The sequence below is a fragment of the Amorphus suaedae genome, from assembly GCF_053629675.1.
Genome location: NZ_JBRJIT010000003.1, coordinates 261,423 through 280,779 on the forward strand (window position 1 = coordinate 261,423; position 19,357 = coordinate 280,779).

Genomic DNA, 19,357 nt, shown 5'->3' on the forward strand with positions numbered 1-19,357 from the left:
ACCAGGGGTTTGGTTTCTAGGTCCAAGCAGACGGCGCTAGGCCGCCTGCTCCGTGGAAATCCCGCCCAGCACACGCTTGACGTCGAGGATCAGAAGCAGTTCACCGGGAAGCCGGTGAACGCCGCTGACGATGTCCGCCCAGCGCCGGTCGAGGTTCGAGGGCGGCGGCTCGCTGGCCGCCGCGTCGAGGGTGAGAACCTCTCCGACCTCGTCGATGATGAGGCCGAAGGTCTCGTTGCGGTCCTCCAGTCCGACCGCCATGCGGTGCTCGCAGTCCGCCTCGTCCAGGCCGAGCATCCTGCGGAGATTGATCGTGGTGACGATCCGGCCGCGCAGGTTGAGGACACCCTCGATCTCCGGCGGCGACAGCGGAACCCGGGTGATGCCTTCCGGCGAGAACACCTCGTGCACCGCCTCGATGGAGAGGCCGAACAGCTTGCCGGCGACGCGCGCGGTAACGAACTGCCGCTCCGACGACGCGACGTCATGAATGGATCTGCTGGTGCTCATGCTGCTTTTCCCTGGATGTGATGGTCGAATTCGGTCAGCGCCGCGACGAGACCGGCCCGATCGAACTTGGCGACGTAGTCGGTGAAGCCGGCGACGCGGGCGCGATGCACCTTCTGGGGCGTGCACGGCCCGCCGGAGACGGCGATGATCGGCAGGGTGCCGAAGGCCTCGTCGGCCCGCAGCGTTTCGGCGAACTGGAAGCCGTCCATTTCCGGCATGTCGAGGTCGGACAGGATGACATCGGCCGGGCCGCCGGCGTTCAGATGCTCAAGCGCATCCTGGGGACCCGAGAAGGCGATCACCCGGTACCCGATCTCCGACAGAACCGGCTCGATCAGGTTGCGGAAGAACTCGCTCTGATCGACCAGCACGAGCGTGCCGCGCGGCGCCGACCGGTCGTCGAGGGCCCGGTCGAACCAGTCCTTGAAGGCGATCGACAGGAAGTACGCGACGTCGAGAACGGCCGTCGCCTGGCCATGGATGATGGCCGACCCGCGCGCACCCGGGGCGTCGGAGGGAAGCTGGATGTCCAGCCGGTCCTCGACGATGTCGACGATCTCGTCCACGACGAGGCCGACCGAGCGATCGCCCTCGGAGAAGATGAGAACCGGCAGCGTGCCGCCCGTCTTCGCCGCGGTCGCCTCGTGTGCATACACCAGCGGAATGAGGGTCCCGCGATACTGCACCATCGGCTGGCCGTTGGTGTGTTCGATCCGCCCGACCTCGATTTCCTCAAGGCGCGTGATGAGCGAGAGCGGCACCGCCTTCGGCTCCGGCGTTCCGGCACGCAGCAGAAGCAACGACACCTTCTCTTCCTGGTCGTCGTTGGCCGCCTCGGCCGTATGCGCGGCATTGGCCTGGCTGACATCGATGGTCGTCGCGGCGGACTGGGCGATGCCGTTCGGATCGATGATCATGATGACCCGGCCGTCGCCGAGGATCGTGCTGCCGGAGAACATGTTGATGTGCCGCAGGCGCGAGGTCATCGGCTTCACCACGATTTCCTCGGTGTGGAAGACCGCATCGACCACGATGCCGAAGGTCTGGCTGCCGACCTGGATGACCGCGATGAACGAGTCCTCCAGGTTGGCGGTACCGACCGTCCCGACCTCGAGCAGATCCGAAAGCGGGAAGATCGGCAGCAGCTTGTCGCGCAGCCGGAGCACGTTCGCGCCCTTAAGCCGTTCGATGGTGTGCTCCGAGTTCGCCTGGATCCGCACGAGTTCGACCACCGACAACTGCGGGATCGCGAAGCGTTCGCCGGCGGCGGCGACGATGAGCGCCGGGACGATCGCCAGCGTCAGCGGGATCTTGATCAGGAAGGTCGAGCCTGCGCCCGCCTTCGAGCGGACTTCCACACTGCCGCCGATCACCTCGATGTTCGACCGCACCACGTCCATGCCGACGCCGCGCCCGGAGACGCTCGTCACCTTGGCCGCCGTCGAGAAGCCCGCCTGGAAGATGAAGCGGTAAATCTGCGCGTCGGTCATCTTCGCGAGATCGGCCTCGGTGGTCAGCCGGTTCTCGATGGCCTTCGCCTTGATCCGCTCGACGTCCAGCCCGCGGCCGTCGTCGGCGATCTCGATGACGATGTGGCCGCCCTCATGGTAGGCCGAGAGCTTGATCGTTCCCTTGTCCGGCTTCCCGGCCGCCCGGCGGTCGGCCGGCATTTCCAGGCCGTGGTCCGCGGAGTTGCGGATCATGTGGGTGAGCGGGTCCTTGATCATGTCGAGGACCTGGCGGTCGAGTTCCGTGTCCGCGCCCGTCATCTCCAGCTCGATGTGCTTGCCAAGCTCGCGGGCAAGGTCACGGACGATGCGCGGCAACTTCTGCCAGGCATTGCCGATCGGCTGCATGCGGGTGCGCATGACGGCTTCCTGCAGTTCGCCCGTCACCGTCGACAGGCGCTGCAGGGACACTTTGTAGTCGCTGTCCTCGGATCGACGGGCGATCTCGGTCAGCTGATTGCGGGTCAGCACGAGCTCCGACACGATCGTCATCAGGTGCTCGAGCGTATCGACGTTGACGCGGATCGACTGCGACGAGACGTTCGAGGCCTGCGCCGGCGCGTGCTCTTCGGACTGGGCGGCAGGCGCCGCGGCCTTGGCCGGCTCGGCGGCCTTCTTCGGCGCAGCCTCGGCGGCCTTCTTCGGAGCGGCCTCGGCTTTCGCCTTCGGCTTCGCCTTGGTCTCGGCCTTGGGCTTCGCGGTCAGCTCGACCGGTTCGGAGGCCGACGCGACCGATTTCGGTGCCTTTGGCGGCTCCACCTCGGTTTCCCGGAAGAGACGCTCCAGCTCGTCGATTTCCTCCTCGACGGCCTCCGGCTCGGCTTCCGCGACCGGCGCGGTCTCCTGCTCGAGGCTCCTGCCCGCGGCCAGCGCCTCGAGGCGGTCGATCAGGTCCTGGTCGGAGCCGTCCGGCTCCTTGCCCTCACGTTCCTCGATCGCGGTGAGAATCTCCTTCACCCGGTCGACCGTGGTGAGCACGAGGCTGACCGCCTCGGGCGTCACGGCCATTCCCTCGCGGAACCGGTCCATCAGCGTCTCGGCCGCATGGGTCAGCGTCGCCAGGCGCGGCAGACCAATGAAACCGCAGGTTCCCTTGATCGTGTGCACCAGCCGGAAAATGTTGTTCAGAATATCGGCGTTGTTGGGGTCCTGCTCGAACTTCACGAGCTCGGTGTCGGCGACATCGAGATTCTCGTTGGTCTCGGTCAGAAACTCGCGCAGCAGGTCATCCATGGCTCGATTCCAGCGCTTGTTGCGGGGATGTGACTGGGCCGGCGGCGACCATCGCCGCCGGCACGGTTGCTGTGTTGTCAGGCGGCGCGGACGCGCGCGATGAATGCGTCGACCTGCATCCTGAGGCTCTGCGCCTGGTTGGAGAGGTCGGCGGCGGCGTGGACGATCTCGGAGGAGACGCGTCCGGTGTCGTTGGCGGCCGAAGAGACCGACACGATGTTGGTGGAGACCTCCTGGGTGCCCTGGGCGGCCTGCTGGACGTTCTGGGCGATCTCGCCGGTGGCGGCGCCCTGCTCCTCGACGGAGGAGGCGATGGCGGAGGAGATCTCGTCGACCCGGCGGATGGTGCCGGAGATGCCTTCGATCGCCTTGACCACGTCGTTGGTGGCCGACTGCACCGCGGAGATCTGCGAGGTGATCTCGCCGGTCGCCTTGGAGGTCTGCTCGGCGAGCGTCTTCACTTCCATGGCGACGACGGCGAAGCCCTTGCCGGCCTCGCCCGCCCGGGCCGCCTCGATGGTGGCGTTGAGGGCGAGCAGGTTGGTCTGCGAGGCGATGTCGGTGATCAGGTTGACGACCTGGCCGATGCGGTCGGCCGAGGCGGAGAGGCCGCGGACGATCTCGGCGGTGCCGCTGGCCTGATCGGAGGCCTCGCTGGCGATCTCGGCGGCGACGGCCACCTGCTGACCGATCTCGCGGACGGAGGCTGCGAGTTCCTCGGCGGCCGATGCGACGGTCTGCACGTTGGAGGTGGCCTGTTCGGCGGCGGCGGCGACCACGGTCGACTGGCGCGAGGTCTCGTCGGCCGACGTGCTCATGGTGCCGGCGGACTGCTCGAGCTGGCCGACGGCGGCCGAGACGGTGCGCACGATGGAGGAGACCTCCAGGTCGAACTCGTCGGCGAGCGCGTGCATTGCCACCCGCTTCTCCGCCTCGGCGCGTTCCTTCTGGGTGGCCTGCTCGGCGCGCATCTGCTCGCCGTTGCGCAGCTCGACCAGCAGCTTGTCGGTCGCCTCCCAGATCTCGCCGATCTCGTCATTCGAGCGATATGCATCGACCGTCACGTCGAGGTCGCCATCGGCCATCCGGCGAAGCCTGCCCGACGCCTTCTGCAGCGGCCGGCTCATCGAGCGAACGCCCACGAGCATCGCAATCGCGACCGACAGGATGAGGCCGATCAGCGAGGTCCCGATGACGAGCAGGCGCATCTGGCGGCTGAACTCGGCGGCCTTCGCCCGGAGGCCTTCCAGCTCGTTGTTCACCTGGTCGGTGAACTGGTCGATCGTGACCTGGAGCGCCTGGCGATTGGCCCGGTTCTCGTCAGTATTGCCCTGGGCATTGGCTGCCTCCGAGCCCACCTCACGACCGAGGCGGGCGGTTTCGGCGCGGAACTGCCGGAAGCCGGCAAGATTGCTCTGCAGTTCGGCAAACAGCGCATCATCGGCGCTGGAGGTAAGCGTCCTGAGCTCGACGAGCTCCTCGTCGATCTTGCCGAGGAAGCCCATGATTCCGTCCGCGAACTTCGCCGCCTTCTCGGGGGTCGCGGCCATGTAGGTGCCGCGGGCATCCATGACGACGGCCGTGACGTAACGGTTGATCCGCTCCAGATGGAACGCGCGGGAGGCCGTCTCGCTGCGCACCAGGCTCATCTCGTCGAGCTTGGTCATTGCGTAGAGAGAAATGCCGCAGACGACGACGGTGGCACAGCCAAGCACACCGACGATGCCGCTGAGTTTGCCGAGGATCTTCATGTCAGACTCCGATTTCCTTGAAACGCTTGTTCGTGGGCTTGTCAGGCGGCGCGGACGCGCGCGATGAATGCGTCGACCTGTGTCCTGAGGCTCTGGGCCTGGTTGGAGAGGTCGGCGGCGGCGTGGACGATCTCGGAGGAGACGCGTCCGGTGTCGTTGGCGGCCGAGGAGACCGACACGATGTTGGTGGAGACCTCCTGGGTGCCCTGGGCGGCCTGCTGGACGTTCTGGGCGATCTCGCCGGTGGCGGCGCCCTGCTCCTCGACGGAGGAGGCGATGGCGGAGGAGATCTCGTCGACCCGGCGGATGGTGCCGGAGATGCCTTCGATCGCCTTGACCACGTCGTTGGTGGCCGACTGCACCGCGGAGATCTGCGAGGTGATCTCGCCGGTCGCCTTGGAGGTCTGCTCGGCGAGCGTCTTCACTTCCATGGCGACGACGGCGAAGCCCTTGCCGGCCTCGCCCGCCCGGGCCGCCTCGATGGTGGCGTTGAGGGCGAGCAGGTTGGTCTGCGAGGCGATGTCGGTGATCAGGTTGACGACCTGGCCGATGCGGTCGGCCGAGGCGGAGAGGCCACGGACGATCTCGGCGGTGCCGCTGGCCTGATCGGAGGCCTCGCTGGCGATCTCGGCGGCGACGGCCACCTGCTGACCGATCTCGCGGACGGAGGCTGCGAGTTCCTCGGCGGCGGAGGCGACGGTCTGCACGTTGGAGGTGGCCTGCTCGGCGGCGGCTGCGACCACGGTCGACTGGCGCGAGGTCTCGTCGGCCGACGTGCTCATGGTGCCGGCGGACTGCTCGAGCTGGCCGACGGCGGCCGAGACGGTGCGCACGATGGAGGAGACCTCCAGGTCGAACTCGTCGGCGAGCGCGTGCATTGCCGCCCGCTTCTCCGCCTCGGCGCGTTCCTTCTGGGTGGCCTGCTCGGCGCGCATCTGCTCGCCGTTGCGCAGCTCGACCAGCAGCTTGTCGGTCGCCTCCCAGATCTCGCCGATCTCGTCATTCGAGCGGGAGGCGTCCACCGTCACGTCGAGGTTGCCCGATGACATCTCCCCCAGCGCACGCGTCGCGCGCTGCAGGGGGCGGCTCATCGAGCGGACCGCCACCAGCATGGAGAGGCCAGCCGCCGCCACGAGGCCAAGGACCGTCGCGGCGATGACGAAGACGTTCATCCGGGTGGTAAAGTCGTATCGGGCGAGGTGCAGCTCGTTGAAGTCCTCGCCGACATCCGCCTTGTAGTCGCGCAGCACCGCCTCAAGGTCGGCCGTGATCGTTGCCGCCTCGGGGCCCTGGCCCTGGGCCATTGCAGCGAACGCACCGGTTTCGGTGGCGAGCCGGACCGTTTCGGCGCGGAAGTCCCGGAAGGCCGAATAGGTGCTGAGAAGGCCCTCGAAGAGTGGCCGTTCGTTCTCCTCCACCAGCGGCGTCAGCTCGACGATGTTGGCATCGATGGCGGCGAGATGAGCCTGAACGGACTCGGCGAAACCCTTCACGCTTTCCGGGTTGGAGGTGACGTAGATGCCGCGTGTGTCGGCAACGACCCCGTTCACGTCCTTGTCGATCGCGCCGAGAATGACGGCACGCATCGCCGCGTCTTCGAGCTCATCCGCCCGCAGGTCGAGCTGGCTCATGGCGTAGAGGCCGATCGAGCAGACGGCGACGGTGCTGGCGCCGAGGAGCCCGACGATGGCGGTGATCTTTCCGAGGATCTTCATGTTCGTCTCTCCAGGGCGACGTGGGTCAGTGCCCGGCGGCGGCTGTTTCGGCCGGCTTCGGGCCACTTGACTGTTCGGCAACGGCGGTCTGAAGCACGCGCCGCATATCGTTCTTGTCGATATAGTTCAGTCCCTCCAGAAGGATGTCCTGGATGACTTCATAGTTGAGCTTTGTATTGGTGGTCTCTTTGACGGAAAGAGCGATTTCCGGAAGGTTGTACTTGGACAGCTTGCCGAATTCGACCTGACCGTTGGTATAGATCTCGCGGAAGACGGCATCGATGACGAACGGGTCGGGCTCGACCTTCAGTTCGCGCAGCGTCGCGGCGTCGGCCGTGTAGACGATCTTGGCCACGACGTAGCCCTTGATGGTCCCCTCCGAGACCATCGGGATCGTGATCGGCTCGAGCTTCCGGTACTCGAGCCCCTCCAGATACGGCTCCTCCTCGACCGCGGAGCGACCCGAGACCCAGTAGGCCGAGGCATAGCTCGACCCCAGCGCCGCCAGGCACACCCAGAGACCGATCATGACGATCTTCATCACGCCTGAGCCTCGGTGCTGGCGAACGGGGCCGAATAGGTGCCGTCGGAATCCGCTTCACGCAGCGAGTTCGCGATGATCTCGGCGACTTCCTGGGCAGCCGTCAGATGGATGCCCAGCAGCGACTGGTCGCGCTCGAGCTTGGTCCGGACGGTGTCGAGCCGACTGGCGAGGGCCGGATCGAGGGGCTCGACGCCCGCCACCCGGACGAGCCGCGACAGCTCGAGGAGAATGCGGCTCTTCTGGCGGCAGAACACGTCGAAGCCGCCGGTCTGGAGCTCGCCAAGGGCCACCATTTCGGCGTCGATGGCATCCTCGAGACGATCGAGGAGGGTCGAGATGGCAACGCTGTAGCGGTCGGATGTCGGGATCATGGTCATCCTCACTCGGGCTGCCCGGCGGAGCCGAGGCCAAGCGGCAGGTCGAGGCTGGCGAGCCTGTCGGCGACGGCCGTCGGGAGATCGGCAGCGGACGGGACGGAAGTCGCGGGCGCCGCGGACACAGTCTCGGATGCATCCAGTCCGGCCTCGCGCCGTTCGTCGGCCGCACGCATCTGATCGGCGATGCCGATGCCGCCGGCGGCGGCCATCTGGCCGGCAATCTTCTCGGCCAGGAGCGAGCGCCACACCGAACCGGCGGTGCCGGAGCCGAACACGTTGTCGGCGTCATCGGGCAGCATGGTCTGGACGAAGGTGGTGAGCGCCATCGCCTCGAAATTCTGGTAGGCGTCGTCACGGGCGCTGAGCTGCTGACTGCCGAACAGGACCTGGTTGTTGGCCCGCGTGGTCATCGAGAAGCCGGCGTCGCGCAGAATGCGCCGCTCGCCGTTCACCATTCCGTCGAACACACCCTCGAAGCCGGCCGGCTCCGCCGCCGCACCGGCGGCGGCGCGACGAAGGCGCCCGACCGCTTCGGTGTAGCTCATCGGATCGACGGCCTTGGCGACATCCAGGACGATGTCGGAGGGAGGACTGATAGCCATTTTGCGACCTTCGGCGGGAAGACTTCGAATGACCGCACACTGCCCCTGCAAGCTTACGGGAGGCTTGCATCTCCGACGCGCGAGACGGGCCGCACCACCTCTTCCAGACGCTTGCGCTCGAGGATGCGCTGATATTCGCGCTCGATGCGCCTGGTGGCGTCTTCGACCCGCTTCAACTTGAGTTTTTCTTCCAACAGCTTCTCACGCTGGACCACCGCCTGGGCGGCTGTGGCGGCCGCCTCCACCGCCACGGTGCGGACCCGCCGGGCCATCTGTTCGACGAACAGGCCGTGCAGGAGCGTCGCCTCGTCCAGCGACGTCACCAGCTGTTCCTCGTGGCGCCGGAGCTCCTTCTCGGCCGAAACCAGACCACTCAGGCGCTGTTCGGCCAGGCGGTGCATCTGCTCCTGCACGGTCTGGATGCGCTTCATGCGGCGGACGCGGTCTTCCATCGCTCAGCCCGCCACCAGCCAGGCACCGAAGGCATTGGAGAACACGCTCAGCACCTCCTTGACGGTGAAGAACAGGAGAAGGAGCCCGCCCGCCGTCACGAACGGCATGGCGATGAAGAAGACCGGGATCTGCGGAGTCAGCTTGTTGGTGATGCCGACGGCAAGGTTGACGATCACCGAGTAGATCAGGAACGGACTGGCGATCCGCAGCCCGAGAACGAACGTGCTGGCGAGCTGGTCGGCGATGTTCACGAGGCTGAGCCGGGGCGAGAAGCCGGCCTCCGGGGGCATCACCTGGTACGATTCGACGAGACCGCGCAGAAGCTCCCAATGCTGGTCCGAGGCAAAGATCATCGTCGTGGCGGTCATGGTGAACAGCACGGCGACGCCCGGCAGCTGATCGGACTCGTCGGGGATGCCGCCGAACATGCCGCCAAGACCGATGGACTGCGCGATCGCGACGGCCATCGTCTGCAGCGCCATGAAGAAGATTCGCGCCAGGAATCCGATCAGCAGCCCGATCGCCGATTCCGACACGATCGCCCCGAACAGCGAGGCCGGACTGCCGTTTCCGATCGCCGGCATCACCTCCGGCAGGAGCACCGGCGTGAGCGCGAGAGACAGACCGACGGCGAGAAACAAGCGGACCTGCGACGGGATGCGCATGCTCGAGAGGCCCGGCGCCATCAACAGGCAGCCGCCGATACGGCAGAACACAAGAAACACCCCGAGCACGGTCTCGGAGGCGATCATGCTCACGATATCGTGCCGAGCAGCTTGATCTCGGCTCCGCGGGCGATCTCCACATGGGAAAGGACCGGCAGAGACGGGAACATCCGCTCGACGATCATGCGCACGTATGGCCGTGCGTCGGGGGCCGTGACGATGGCGAACGCCTTGCCCTTGGCGATGCGATCGCGGATCGCCTCCGATGCCTCCTGCCCGAACTGCTCGACGAGCCGCGGATCGATGTCGAACTCGACGACCTCTCCCTTCGGATCGCGCTTCAGGGCCTGATGGAAGGCCAGATCCCACTTGTTGCCCAGCCGCAGGACGTTGAGCACGCCGCCCTCGGAGAGATCGCCGCAGATCTGCTGCGCCATGCGCATGCGGACATGCTCGACCACCTGCTCGGTGCGCCGCACGTGCGGCACGACCTCGGCAACGGCTTCCAGGATCAGGTGAAGGTTGCGGACGGAGATGCGCTCCGCGAGCAGCAGCTTCAGCACCGCCTGGAGCCCCGAAAAGGAGATCTGGGCAGGGCAGATCTCGTCGATCAGCCGCTTGTATTCCGGGTCGACGCGTTCGAGCAGCGCACGCATGTCCTTGTAGGACAGCAGCTGCGGAAGGTTGTTGCGCACGACCTCGGCAATGTGCGTGAGCACCACGGAAAGGTTGTCGACGGGGGCGAAGCCCTCGCGGCGCATCTCGCTGGAGAACGCATCCGACACCCACATCGCCCGCATCCCGAACGCCGGCTCGCGAACCTCGTCGCCTGGAACGTCCGGCTTCCGGCCATCCCCGATGACGACGAGGAGTTCGCCGATCCTGAGTTCCTGGCTCGCGACGATCGTGCCGTGCAGCTTGATCTGGTAGGATTTGGTCGGCACCGACAGGCTTTCGGTGACCTTGATCTCCGGGATCACGAAGCCGTACTGGGTGGCGAACTTGCGCCGCATCTTGTTGACGCGCAGGGCGAGTTCCTGCTGTTGACGGAGCACCGTGGCGGCGAGCTGCTTGCCGATGGCCAGTTCGATTTCGGCGACCCTCAGGGACTCCTTGACCGACTCCTTCACCTCCTGCTTGCGCGCCTCCTCCTCCACCGCCGCCTTGGCGACGGCAGCGGCTTCCTTGGCGGCGATCTGCTTCGGGATCGTGTAGCCGATGAAGGCCATCCCGGCGCTGAGGGCGAGGAACGGAAGCATCGGCAGTCCGGGCATCACCGCGAAGACAGCCATCAGGCCAGCCGCGACGAACAGCGCCCGAGGATAGGCCCCGAGCTGTCCGAGGACGGCCTGTTCGGCGGTTCCCCTTGTGCCGCCCTTCGAGACGAGCAGACCCGCGGCCAGCGACACGATGAGCGCCGGGATCTGCGCGACCAGACCATCCCCCACCGACAGGCGGGTGAAGACGTCCGCCGCTTCGGCCAGCGGCATCTGATAGCGCGTGGTGGCAATGATGATGCCGCCGAAGATGTTGACGGCGATGGTGATCAGGCTCGCGATCGCCTCGCCGCGCACGAACTTCGAGGCACCGTCCATCGACCCGAAGAACGCGCTTTCCTCTTCAAGCTCACGCCGACGGGCCTGGGCGTCCTTGTCGTCGATCAGCCCGGCCGCAAGGTCGGCGTCGATCGCCATCTGCTTGCCGGGGATCGCATCGAGGGTGAAGCGCGCGCCGACTTCGGCGATACGCGTCGCACCCTTCGTGATGACGAGGAAGTTGACGGTGACGAGGATCAGGAAGACGACGATTCCGATGACGAAATCGCCGCCCATGACGAACTGCGAGAAGCCCTGGATGACGTGTCCCGCGGCGGAGACGCCTTCGTTGCCGTTGGCGAGGATGAGCCGGGTGGTCGCAACCGAAAGCGCCAGTCGCGTCAGCGTCGCGATCAGCAGCACCGTCGGGAAGGAGGAGAACTCCAGCGGCTTCTCGATCCAGAGGGCGACCATCAGGATGAGAACGGACAGGGCGATCGATATCGCCAGCCCGACGTCGATCAGGAAGGTCGGGATCGGCAGGAACAGAACGGCGAGAATGGTGACGACGCCCATGGCGAAGCCAACGTCTCGCAGGGGCTTGCGCACGACTGCAGGCAGATCCGTCGAGGTGATGTCTGTCACGGTCTACTCCCCGGGGTGATGGAGCAGACACTGCATCGCGACGCTGTCGGGAAGCTTGCGTTACGACACCATCCGCCGGCAGGTCGACCCCGTGGCGGCGTTCAGAAGCCGGTGACGATCCGTCCGTAGACCTCTTCGGTAAACGAGAAGATCTGCGAACCGATAAAGGTGGCCGTGAGCGCTGTTACGGTGAGGATCGTCAGGATCTTCGGAATGAAGGTGAGCGTCATTTCCTGGACCTGGGTCAGCGCCTGGAAAAGCGCGATCGCGAGCCCGATGCCCATGGCGGCAGCGACCGCCGGAGCGGACGCGAGAATGATCGTCCAGATGGCCTGCTGGACGACGTCGATGGCATCTACCTCGGTCATCGTCAGCTCACCACCACGCCCGCACCGATCATCAGGGTCGACCCGTTCGCGAGCGTCGCCTGCGGCCCGTCCGACGTGATCTTCACCGAGACGACCTCGCCGCTCTCGGATCCGTCCGCCGACGTCACCGTCCGCCCGATCACGCTCTCCCCCAACGACAGCGTCGACGAGGTCAGGAGGGATTCGAGCTTCGCGTTCGACTGCATCTGCTGCTCGACCTGGGAGAAGGTGGCGAGCTGAGACATGTACTGCGTGGAATCGACCGGTTCCGTCGGATCCTGGTTCTTCAGCTGAGTGACCAGAAGCTGCAGGAAGGCGTTGTAGTCGGGCGTTTTCGTCGAGGTCTGCGAGTCCGATTTGGACTGCGACTTGGCGAACGTCGAATTGCCGGTCAGGCTGGCTACATCGGTCATGGTGCGGTCCTCCAGTCTGGGTCCGCTTGGAGCCGACGCCGTCGGCGGGCGGAGAGGGTGTGTCGGCGGGGGCGCGGAAGGGCGGCCGGCAACTGGGTCCGCACCTTCCAAAGTGTCCCGCCCGGTCCGGACGGCGCTAGGCCGTCGCGACGGCGGGGTCGGCGTGCATCGTCCAGGTCGGCTTCTTGCGCGCCGTCTCTGCGCCCTGCAGCCGGTTCAGGATCGCGTCTTCGACCGCGAACAGGCGGCGGATCGTCCGCAGTCCGTCGAAAGGCCGCTCCGCCGCGACGAAGCCCTCGGCCTCGGCGAGACCCTCGAGGATCTCCTCGTTTGTGCTGGCCTCGACGATCGCAGCGTACAGGCTGTCGAACAGGTGACGCGTCGCCCGCGCATTGCGCGGATCGATCAGCATGGTCTGCACCACGAAATAGAGCTGCCGAAGGGGAGTGGTGGTTTCCTCGACCTGCATGACGTGGCTTTCCAGCAGGAAGGTCACGTCGTTCAGGAGTTCGAGCGTCACCTTGCGGCCCACCCGGATCACCGCCCCGTTGACGTAGATACGTTCGCCGGAGCGCAGCGAGAGCTGGATTGGCTTGGTCATTTCAGTCCATCCCGGATTGTGCGGTTGATGTCGATCAGACCCGCGAGGTCCGAGGAGGCGCCGGAGAGGATGCGGTCGGCTTCGCGGATAACCCACAAGCCGATCGAGATCAGGTCGGCGCGCACGGGCTCGGCGAGCGCATTGTCGCTGTCGGCCAGGTCGCGAATGAAGAAGCCCCACAGCTGCTGGATGTAGAGCAGCGCGTCGCGCGTCGACGGTTCCGTCACATTGGACAGGTCCGCTTTGCGCAAGAGTTCGATGCCATGATCGATCGCCATGACCTCGCGGCCACGCCGTTCGTCGCCCGCATCGTCCAAGACTTCGGCATAGGAGAACTTGTACATGAGCTTCGGGTCTCCCGCTAAGCGTAGTTCATGATGCTGAGGCGAAGGATCTTCGCGGTCAGCGAGTAGGACATCTCGATCTGCGTCGAGAGCTGGTCGATCTCGACCTTCGCCTCCACGGGATCGACGGTTTCAAAGCCAGAGATGCGCTGCTCGACCAGATCCTTGGCGGTCCGCATGCGCGTGTCCGCGCCATCGAGGCGCTGCTGGGAGACGCCCAGGATCGCCCGGTCCGAGACCATCTGCGACAGCGCCCCGTTCACGACGTCGCGCGACTTGGCGACCACGACCGCGCGCGTCTCCTCACTCAGATGATCGATGCCGATGTCGGCGATCATGGTGAGAGCCTTCGCCAGGTTGCGGAAGGATTCCTGATTGGCGGACACGGAGGAATCGACGGTCTCGTTCGAGGAGATCCGGCTCCTCTGGGGCTGGTCGGACGCCGTCGACCAGTTCGTTGTCCAGCTCGCGCTGTCGAACAGGGCCGCGAATTCGGTGTCCAGGAAGTCTGCCATGTCGTTCGGCGCGATCGCGGCGAGGCCGGACGCATCGTCCTGGGGAGCCGCCGCCGAAAGGCCGAATTTTGCGACGAGCGCGGCGTCCACCGCGGCTTTCGGTGCGCCCTCGTAGGGGGCCATCGGCTGGGTGGAGGTGTTGATCCCCGCGAACAGATAGGACCGGCCGTCGGTGGCGTTCATCGTGGACAGGAACGTTTCCAGTCCCTGCTGCGCCTGACGCTTGAGGACGTCGACCGAGAGAGCCGTCGACGGAAGCGAGATGACCGCCTGCTGGAACTTCTCGCCAAGCGCGTTCAGCCCTTCGAGCGCGGACTGGGTCTGATCGAGACGGGCCTTGGCGAGCCCGTTGGAGGCGATCATCGACTCCAGCGCCCCCATCTCGCTGCGCAGCGAAACGGTACGGCCGGCCCGGTCGCCGAGCTTGAGGCCGACATCGGCATGACGACCGGTCGCCACTTCCTTGTTCGCGTCGGCAAGACGCTGCTGCATCTGCGCGAGATTGGTGCGTGGGGAATTGTTCAGCGTCACCGTGGAAATAAGGCTGGTACGCATTGGACTTACCTCACGACCGAGAGCAGCGTCTGGAACAGGTTGTCGATCACCGAGATGAGCCTGGAGGACGCGCCGTAGCTCTGCTCGAGCTGCAGCTGGATCGCGTACTCTTCGTCCAGGTTGACGCCGGTCGCGTTCGACAGCGCTTCCGAAGCACGGCTGAGAAGTGCCGTGTGGTAATTCACCTGCTGCGAAGCCACGCTGCGCTTGCCCTCGAGCCAGCTGACCGATCCGGACGCGAATTCGTTCAGCCCGATGGACGTCGACAATTCGCTGGTTGCGTCAAAGCTCTGACTTGCGCTCATTCCGTCGGCGAGCGCGAACAGGCGGTCGGAGAAGCTCGCCGCCCCGGTGGTGTTGTAGGTGTAGACGCCCCCATTGATGCCGTCGCGAAGGGCGGCGACCGAACCGCCCGTCCCCGGGTCGACTGCGGCGTTCACCCTGAGCGCGGCGGCCAGACCCGGCGTCGATCCGCTCGGCACGCCGGTCGCCCCGGTATAGGTGAAGAGACCCGGCAGATCGGGTGCGCCACCGGCCGTCTGGTCGCTCTCGGAGAAGGCCGTCACCAGGCCCCTGGCGATCTCATCGAGCTGGCGCTGATAGATGACGCTGACATCGTCGCGCAATTGCGTCAGGCCAACGATCCGGCCCGACTGAAGGGGCATCGATGACGACGCGCCGGTGACCGGAACACCATCGATGCTCACCGCATTGCCGGGGGCGCCGGCGGCCAGCGAAGTGGCCGGCGTGAAGGTCACCGACCGAGCCCGTGTCTCGAACAGCGTGACACCGCTGTCGGTGTAGAGCGCCAGATCGTTGTCCGGCCGGGCCACGACGGAGATACCGATTTCCTCGGAGATCGAGGCGAGCACGGCATCCCGCTTGTCCAGGAGTTCGGTGACGTCGCGGCCGGTACCGGTGCCGGTAACGACCTGCTTGTTGAGGTCCTCGAAACGAACCAGGAGTTCGTTCAGATTGAAGACGGAACTGGCGATTTCGGCGTCGGCCTCGTTCCGTACGGCAAGGACCGTACTGGCGGCGCCGTTGATCGTGCGAACGAGGTCGTTCGCCGCGGTCACGACATTCTGGCCGAACAGGGGATCGTCTGGCGTGTTGGCGTACTCGCCAAGCGCGGACGTCAGGACGCCGAGCTTCGCCGCCGGCGATCCTCCATCTTCCGGATCGCCGACCGTTTCGGCGAGCCGCTCCAGGCCGGCAAGCAACGCCTCCTGACCGGTCGTCTGCGAGGTGGCGCCGACCATCCGCGTGAACAGGGCCACGTCGGTCGCACGGGCGATGGAGATCGTGCGCGCGCCGCCGTCGGCGGTCGTCGACTTCATCGCGATCTTGCGCGAATAGGTCGGATCGTCCGCCCCCGCCACGTTCCTTCCGGACGTGGCGATCTGAGTGGACGTCGTCTGTATCGACGACCGTGCCGTGTTCAGCGCAACCGACAGGCTCACCTGGGTATCTCCGCTCTAAGGTCCGACGAACCGGCGCCGTCAGCGCTTGAGGTTCATGAGAGTGTCGAGCAGCTCCGAGCCGGTCTGGAAGACCTTCGAATTACCCGTGTAACTGCGCTGGGCGACGATCATCTCGGTGAATTCGGTCGCAAGGTCGACGTTCGACTGCTCCAGCGCGCCGGAGAAGAGGCTCCCCATGCCGCCTTCGGTCGGGAAGCCGATGGTCAGATCGCCGGAATCGAGAGTCGTCTGATAGACGTTGCCGGCAAGCGTCTTCAGCTTGTCAGGGCTCGGAACATCGGCAATCGGAATGCGGAAGGCATTGGCCTTGGTACCGTTCTCGTAGACCGCCTGAACGATGCCGTCCTCGCCGATCTCAATGTCCGACACGAGGCTCGCCGTGCTGCCGTTCACCGTCGCCGTGAGGGGGGTGTACTCGGTGGCGAGCTGCGTCATGCGGGAGATGTCGAGGGAGACCGTCTGGCCGTTCGGTACGGGCACGTCCAGCGTTCCGGCGCTCGTCAGGTTGCCCGCGGCGTCGAAGGTCAGCGTCTGGCTCACAAGCGCGGCGGAGAGGTACGAGAAGCTCGTCCCGGGCGAACCATCGGCCTGATTGTAGACCGTCGCTTCCCAGTCCCCCGCCGTGGTCTTCGAGAAGTAGAGGTCGAGCACCACCTCGCTACCGAGATTGTCGTAGACAACCAGCGACGACTTCGCGGTGTAGCTGGCGGTTGCCGAGTTGGTGCTCGGCAGCACCGTCGGGCCGACGGCCGCGGCGTCCGCCGGCAGGTTCGCCGTGAACGTGCCCAACGTCGACGGGCTCGCCTGCATGTTCATGGCGGACACGTCGATCGGGACGAGGTTGGCGTAGCCGTTCAGCGTTCCGGCGGCGGGGCCATTGCTGATGTCGTAGCCCATCAGCGTGAAGCCGGCGGCGTTGACCAGGTTGCCGGTATCTCCGTCGCGGGTGAACGAGCCGGCGCGCGTCAGGAAGGGCTGGCCGTTGGGATCGGTCACCACGAAGAAGCCATCGCCCTGAATGGCAAGATCAGTGGCCGACGTGGTGTAGGTCAGCGCGCCCTGCTCGCTCACGGCATGGCGAACGCTCGTCGTGACCGACCCGGAATTGTAGCTGTTCTTGCCGTTGGCAAGAACCAGCGACGAGAATTCGGTCGATGCGCGCTTGTAACCCGTGGTGTCGGCATTGGCGACGTTGTCACCGATGGTGCTGAGCTTGGTGGACTGGGCGTTCATGCCCGCCACACCAGTGCGAAGGAGCCCGTAAAGGGACATGTGGGTTCTCCGGGTTGGTCTTGATGCAATAGAGCCCGACTAGCTTGTGCGAGGCTGGGCTTGGCGAGTGATTGGCGAACAAAGTTCGACTGGCCTTTGAGGGTGGAACAGGCGCGGTCCGAGCGACCGAATGAATCCTATGTCGTTGGATTCAAAAGCGTTCGAGATCTTCGCCTGTGCCGAGGAACGCCCTAGCCCTTCATGACCTTCGCGAGTTCGGCGAACACGTCACGGCAGGCCGGGTTGTCCGGGCTCTGGCGCAGCACCTCGAAGATCTTCGGAACGAGAGTCACGGCCTGGTCGAGTTCCAGATCGCTGCCGGGGTGATAGCCGCCCATCAGCCTCAGATCGCGGGTATCCTCGAAACGCGCGATCAGCGACTTGAGAAGCCGGACGAGCTCCCGCTGGTCCTTGGTCCACACCAGATCCGCGAGCCGCGAGATCGATCCGAGCACGTTGACCGCCGGGAAGCGGCCCTGGTCGGCGATGGCGCGGTCGAGGACGATGTGGCCGTCGAGCGTGCCGCGGATGGAGTCGGCGACGGGATCGTTGTGGTCGTCGCCGTCGACGAGCACGGAGAAGACGCCGGTGATGTTGCCGCCGCCCTCCAGGCCGGGCCCCGCCCGCTCCAGAAGCCGCGGAAGCTCGGAAAAGGTGCTCGGTGCGTATCCCCGGGCCACCGCCGGCTCGCCAGCGGCGAGCGCAACGTCGCGGGCCGCATGGGCGTAACGGGTGACGGAATCGATGATCAGCAGGACCGACTTGCCCAGGTCGCGATAGTATTCCGCGATCGACATCGCGGACTGCGGTGCGAGACGGCGCATCATCGGGCTTTCGTCGCCGGTCGAGACGACCACCACGGACCGCGCACGGTTGGACGCGAGGGGTCCTTCGAGGAACTCGCGCACTTCGCGGCCGCGCTCCCCCACGAGCGCCACGACCACCACATCGAAGCCTTCCGTCCGCGCCAGCATGGCCAGCATCGTCGACTTGCCGACGCCGGACCCGGCGAAGATGCCGATGCGCTGGCCCTCGCAGATGGGCGTGAACAGGTCGATGACCTTGATCCCGGTCTTGAGCGGCTTGTCGATGCGTGCCCGCGTCATCGCCGCCGGCGGCTCCCGGTCGGTTGGCATGATCTTGTCGCCGCGCGGCAGGGGGCCTTTTCCGTCCAGCGGTTCGCCGAGCGCGTTGATGACGCGACCGACCCACGCCGGGTGCGGCTTCAGCCCCATCCTGCCGATGCGATAGGCGTTCGACCCGACCCCGATGCTGATCTTGCCGTCGAACGGCTTCACCACGACGGTATCGTCGTCGACCCGAATGACCTCGCCGGTCACCTGGCGTGAGCCATCCTCGAAGGCCACCCGGTCACCGAGACGCAGATGCCGCGACAGCCCCGCCACACGATACTGGGTCGGCGAGATGTCGCATATCGTGCCGCCAATGCGGGTCATCGGCACTTCGGACAGCGCTTCTTCGACGGTGGCGGCGAGGCGGGCAAGCGCGTGCATCGACGGCGTCCTCCTTCAGGGTCGTCCTCAGGACGACGGGCCCAGTTCGCGGATCGCCTGCTGCTGCGTGTTCTCGCTCTGCTGGACCGCGGAGGCGGCGCTGTCGAAGGTGCGCGAGATCATGATCAGCTTCGTCATCTCCATCACCGGATTGACGTTCGCTCCCTCAAGGAAGCCCTGCTTGACGCCGTTGGCGACCCGGTCCTCTACCGGGTTTCCCTCCTTGTCGGAGAGAACGGCAGAGTCACCGTAGCGGGTGAGCTGACTGTTCTCGGGCAGCAGGAAGAGGCCGAGGACGCCCATCTGACGTCCGCCCTGCACGATCGAACCGTCGTGCCCGATGGTGACCTCGCCGCCCTGCGGGTCGAGGGCGATCGGCGCGCCACCCGCGTCCACGATCGGGTGGCCTTCGACGGACTGCAGGTCGCCTGACTCGGTGATCTGCATGCGGCCGTCGCGGGTGTAGGCGACGCCTGCCGGCGTATCGACGCCAAACCACGCATCACCGTTGACGGCCACGTCCAGCTTGTTGCCCGTATAGGAAACGGGCCCCGCGCGGCGGGAAATGTAGGTTTCGCCGGTCGTCGCGAACGCGACCTCCTGTTCACCCAGTTTCGACAGGACCGTCTCGAACCGGACCTCCTCAGCCCGAAAGCCCGCGGTGCTCATGTTCGCGACGTTGTTGGCCACGGTGTTCAGACGCCGCTCGAGCGCGATCTGGGCGGAGAGGGAGACATAGAGGCTGGACGGCAT

Annotated in this window: 19 protein-coding genes; all 19 read right to left on the bottom strand. The window is 65.9% G+C overall.

Annotated features, from left to right (window positions below; all coding sequences use genetic code 11):
• Positions 1-36 precede the first annotated feature (36 nt).
• Positions 37-510, bottom strand: a complete 474-nt coding sequence (locus AB7M35_RS22650) for a chemotaxis protein CheW (protein WP_453962848.1) — start codon at positions 508-510, stop codon at positions 37-39.
• On the bottom strand, positions 507-3,251 hold the full coding sequence (locus tag AB7M35_RS22655; protein WP_453962849.1) for a hybrid sensor histidine kinase/response regulator: 2,745 nt from the start codon (positions 3,249-3,251) through the stop codon (positions 507-509). The genes AB7M35_RS22650 and AB7M35_RS22655 overlap by 4 nt, the downstream gene beginning before the upstream one ends.
• A 77-nt stretch (positions 3,252-3,328) precedes the next feature.
• The gene (locus tag AB7M35_RS22660) at positions 3,329-5,002 is read right to left on the bottom strand and encodes a methyl-accepting chemotaxis protein (protein ID WP_453962850.1); all 1,674 of its coding nucleotides are present in this window, start codon (positions 5,000-5,002) and stop codon (positions 3,329-3,331) included.
• A 41-nt stretch (positions 5,003-5,043) separates the two neighbouring features.
• Positions 5,044-6,717, bottom strand: coding sequence for a methyl-accepting chemotaxis protein (locus tag AB7M35_RS22665; RefSeq protein WP_453962851.1), 1,674 nt, complete (start codon positions 6,715-6,717; stop codon positions 5,044-5,046).
• 25 nt (positions 6,718-6,742) lie between these two features.
• Complete coding sequence (locus AB7M35_RS22670; protein ID WP_453962852.1) at positions 6,743-7,258, bottom strand: hypothetical protein; 516 nt, start codon at positions 7,256-7,258, stop codon at positions 6,743-6,745.
• On the bottom strand, positions 7,258-7,632 hold the full coding sequence (locus AB7M35_RS22675; protein WP_453962853.1) for a hypothetical protein: 375 nt from the start codon (positions 7,630-7,632) through the stop codon (positions 7,258-7,260). The genes AB7M35_RS22670 and AB7M35_RS22675 overlap by 1 nt, the downstream gene beginning before the upstream one ends.
• Before the next feature lie 8 nt (positions 7,633-7,640).
• Positions 7,641-8,240, bottom strand: coding sequence for a rod-binding protein (locus AB7M35_RS22680; RefSeq protein ID WP_453962854.1), 600 nt, complete (start codon positions 8,238-8,240; stop codon positions 7,641-7,643).
• A gap of 53 nt (positions 8,241-8,293) precedes the next feature.
• A complete protein-coding gene (locus tag AB7M35_RS22685) occupies positions 8,294-8,671 on the bottom strand; it encodes a hypothetical protein (protein ID WP_453962855.1) in 378 nt (125 codons plus the stop codon).
• A gap of 24 nt (positions 8,672-8,695) precedes the next feature.
• Complete coding sequence (gene fliR / locus AB7M35_RS22690; RefSeq protein ID WP_453962856.1) at positions 8,696-9,445, bottom strand: flagellar biosynthesis protein FliR; 750 nt, start codon at positions 9,443-9,445, stop codon at positions 8,696-8,698.
• 2 nt (positions 9,446-9,447) lie between these two features.
• Entirely contained in the window at positions 9,448-11,469 is a 2,022-nt protein-coding gene (flhA, locus tag AB7M35_RS22695; RefSeq protein ID WP_453962972.1) for a flagellar biosynthesis protein FlhA, read from the bottom strand.
• 170 nt (positions 11,470-11,639) lie between these two features.
• Positions 11,640-11,906 carry a flagellar biosynthetic protein FliQ gene (locus AB7M35_RS22700; RefSeq protein ID WP_453962857.1) on the bottom strand — a complete coding sequence of 89 codons (267 nt, stop codon included), beginning with the start codon at positions 11,904-11,906 and terminating at the stop codon, positions 11,640-11,642.
• 2 nt (positions 11,907-11,908) lie between these two features.
• Positions 11,909-12,319, bottom strand: a complete 411-nt coding sequence (gene flgD / locus AB7M35_RS22705) for a flagellar hook assembly protein FlgD (protein ID WP_453962858.1) — start codon at positions 12,317-12,319, stop codon at positions 11,909-11,911.
• 136 nt (positions 12,320-12,455) lie between these two features.
• Complete coding sequence (flbT, locus tag AB7M35_RS22710; RefSeq protein ID WP_453962859.1) at positions 12,456-12,920, bottom strand: flagellar biosynthesis repressor FlbT; 465 nt, start codon at positions 12,918-12,920, stop codon at positions 12,456-12,458.
• Complete coding sequence (gene flaF, locus AB7M35_RS22715; protein ID WP_453962860.1) at positions 12,917-13,264, bottom strand: flagellar biosynthesis regulator FlaF; 348 nt, start codon at positions 13,262-13,264, stop codon at positions 12,917-12,919. The genes flbT and flaF overlap by 4 nt, the downstream gene beginning before the upstream one ends.
• Before the next feature lie 17 nt (positions 13,265-13,281).
• Entirely contained in the window at positions 13,282-14,334 is a 1,053-nt protein-coding gene (locus AB7M35_RS22720; protein WP_453962861.1) for a flagellar hook-associated family protein, read from the bottom strand.
• Positions 14,335-14,339: 5 nt separating this feature from the next.
• Positions 14,340-15,797, bottom strand: a complete 1,458-nt coding sequence (gene flgK, locus AB7M35_RS22725) for a flagellar hook-associated protein FlgK (protein WP_453962862.1) — start codon at positions 15,795-15,797, stop codon at positions 14,340-14,342.
• A 39-nt stretch (positions 15,798-15,836) separates the two neighbouring features.
• A complete protein-coding gene (locus AB7M35_RS22730) occupies positions 15,837-17,090 on the bottom strand; it encodes a flagellar hook protein FlgE (protein WP_453962863.1) in 1,254 nt (417 codons plus the stop codon).
• A gap of 191 nt (positions 17,091-17,281) precedes the next feature.
• Positions 17,282-18,604 (bottom strand): flagellar protein export ATPase FliI, encoded by a 1,323-nt coding sequence (fliI, locus tag AB7M35_RS22735; protein ID WP_453962864.1) that lies wholly within the window; start codon positions 18,602-18,604, stop codon positions 17,282-17,284.
• Positions 18,605-18,631: 27 nt separating this feature from the next.
• Positions 18,632-19,357 (bottom strand): flagellar basal-body rod protein FlgF, encoded by a 726-nt coding sequence (flgF, locus tag AB7M35_RS22740; RefSeq protein WP_453962865.1) that lies wholly within the window; start codon positions 19,355-19,357, stop codon positions 18,632-18,634.

Bases quoted from the DNA above. Each gene is read 5' to 3' on its own strand.
- AB7M35_RS22650 (WP_453962848.1), bottom strand. From the start codon at position 510: ATGAGCACCAGCAGATCCATTCATGACGTCGCGTCGTCGGAGCGGCAG.
- AB7M35_RS22655 (WP_453962849.1), bottom strand. From the start codon at position 3,251: ATGGATGACCTGCTGCGCGAGTTTCTGACCGAGACCAACGAGAATCTC.
- AB7M35_RS22660 (WP_453962850.1), bottom strand. From the start codon at position 5,002: ATGAAGATCCTCGGCAAACTCAGCGGCATCGTCGGTGTGCTTGGCTGT.
- AB7M35_RS22665 (WP_453962851.1), bottom strand. From the start codon at position 6,717: ATGAAGATCCTCGGAAAGATCACCGCCATCGTCGGGCTCCTCGGCGCC.
- AB7M35_RS22670 (WP_453962852.1), bottom strand. From the start codon at position 7,258: ATGAAGATCGTCATGATCGGTCTCTGGGTGTGCCTGGCGGCGCTGGGG.
- AB7M35_RS22675 (WP_453962853.1), bottom strand. From the start codon at position 7,632: ATGATCCCGACATCCGACCGCTACAGCGTTGCCATCTCGACCCTCCTC.
- AB7M35_RS22680 (WP_453962854.1), bottom strand. From the start codon at position 8,240: ATGGCTATCAGTCCTCCCTCCGACATCGTCCTGGATGTCGCCAAGGCC.
- AB7M35_RS22685 (WP_453962855.1), bottom strand. From the start codon at position 8,671: ATGAAGCGCATCCAGACCGTGCAGGAGCAGATGCACCGCCTGGCCGAA.
- fliR (WP_453962856.1), bottom strand. From the start codon at position 9,445: ATGATCGCCTCCGAGACCGTGCTCGGGGTGTTTCTTGTGTTCTGCCGT.
- flhA (WP_453962972.1), bottom strand. From the start codon at position 11,469: ATGGGCGTCGTCACCATTCTCGCCGTTCTGTTCCTGCCGATCCCGACC.
- AB7M35_RS22700 (WP_453962857.1), bottom strand. From the start codon at position 11,906: ATGACCGAGGTAGATGCCATCGACGTCGTCCAGCAGGCCATCTGGACG.
- flgD (WP_453962858.1), bottom strand. From the start codon at position 12,319: ATGACCGATGTAGCCAGCCTGACCGGCAATTCGACGTTCGCCAAGTCG.
- flbT (WP_453962859.1), bottom strand. From the start codon at position 12,920: ATGACCAAGCCAATCCAGCTCTCGCTGCGCTCCGGCGAACGTATCTAC.
- flaF (WP_453962860.1), bottom strand. From the start codon at position 13,264: ATGTACAAGTTCTCCTATGCCGAAGTCTTGGACGATGCGGGCGACGAA.
- AB7M35_RS22720 (WP_453962861.1), bottom strand. From the start codon at position 14,334: ATGCGTACCAGCCTTATTTCCACGGTGACGCTGAACAATTCCCCACGC.
- AB7M35_RS22730 (WP_453962863.1), bottom strand. From the start codon at position 17,090: ATGTCCCTTTACGGGCTCCTTCGCACTGGTGTGGCGGGCATGAACGCC.
- fliI (WP_453962864.1), bottom strand. From the start codon at position 18,604: ATGCACGCGCTTGCCCGCCTCGCCGCCACCGTCGAAGAAGCGCTGTCC.
- flgF (WP_453962865.1), bottom strand. From the start codon at position 19,357: ATGCCGTCCAGCCTCTATGTCTCCCTCTCCGCCCAGATCGCGCTCGAG.